At 73.3% G+C, this 756-nt stretch carries 1 protein-coding gene; it reads left to right on the forward strand.

Features of this window, described 5'->3' with window-relative positions; all coding sequences use genetic code 11:
• Positions 1–756 (forward strand): HNH endonuclease signature motif containing protein (locus ACPZVR_RS25425; protein ID WP_436702486.1); only part of this gene is annotated, 756 nt, incomplete at both ends.

A 756-nucleotide genomic window follows, 5' to 3' on the forward strand; every position in this document is an offset into this window, starting at 1 on the left:
CGCGGTGCCCACCACGCCCGCCACCTCCGCTTCGCCGAGGACGGCCGCGGCGGGGTCAAGGTCACCGGCTACGGCACCGTCGAGGACGCCGAGGCCATCAAGACCGTCCTGCACCCCCTCGCCGCCCCCGTCACCACCGAGCCCGGTGCCTGCGGGGGCGTCAACCGCACCCCCGGCCAGGCCATGTTCGACGAGCACGGCCTCTCCACCCAGCAGCCCTGCCTGACCCCGGGCTGTGGCCACGACGGCACCGACCCCCGCGAGGCAGGCGCCCGCCTGTGGGACGCACTGGTCGACGCCTGCCACCGCCTCGCCAACAGCGACGACCTCCCCCGCGACCACGGCACCCGACCCCGCGTGATGGTGCTCATCGACCAGCAATCCCTACGCCAGCAGGTCATCGACGCCGGGCTCGCCCGCGAAGGCCAGACCCCCACCGGTGCCCGACTCTCCGCCACCGCCGTACGCCGCATGGCCTGCGACGCCGAGATCATCCCCACCGTCCTCGGCACCGAGAGCCAGGTCCTCGACGTCGGACGCACCCACCGGCTCGTCACCCCCGCCCTGTGGACCGCCCTCATCGCCCGCGACCGCCACTGCGCCTTCCCCGGCTGCACCCGCATGCCCCTGGCCTGCGACGCCCACCACATCACCCACTGGGCCGACGGCGGCCCCACCGCACTGTCCAACCTCGTGATGCTGTGCCGACACCACCACACGTTGATCCACCAGACCCCCTGGATCGTGAAGATCGAC

The sequence above is a fragment of the Nocardioides segetis genome (assembly GCF_051390595.1).
In the GTDB taxonomy this organism is placed as follows: Bacteria; Actinomycetota; Actinomycetes; order Propionibacteriales; family Nocardioidaceae; genus Nocardioides.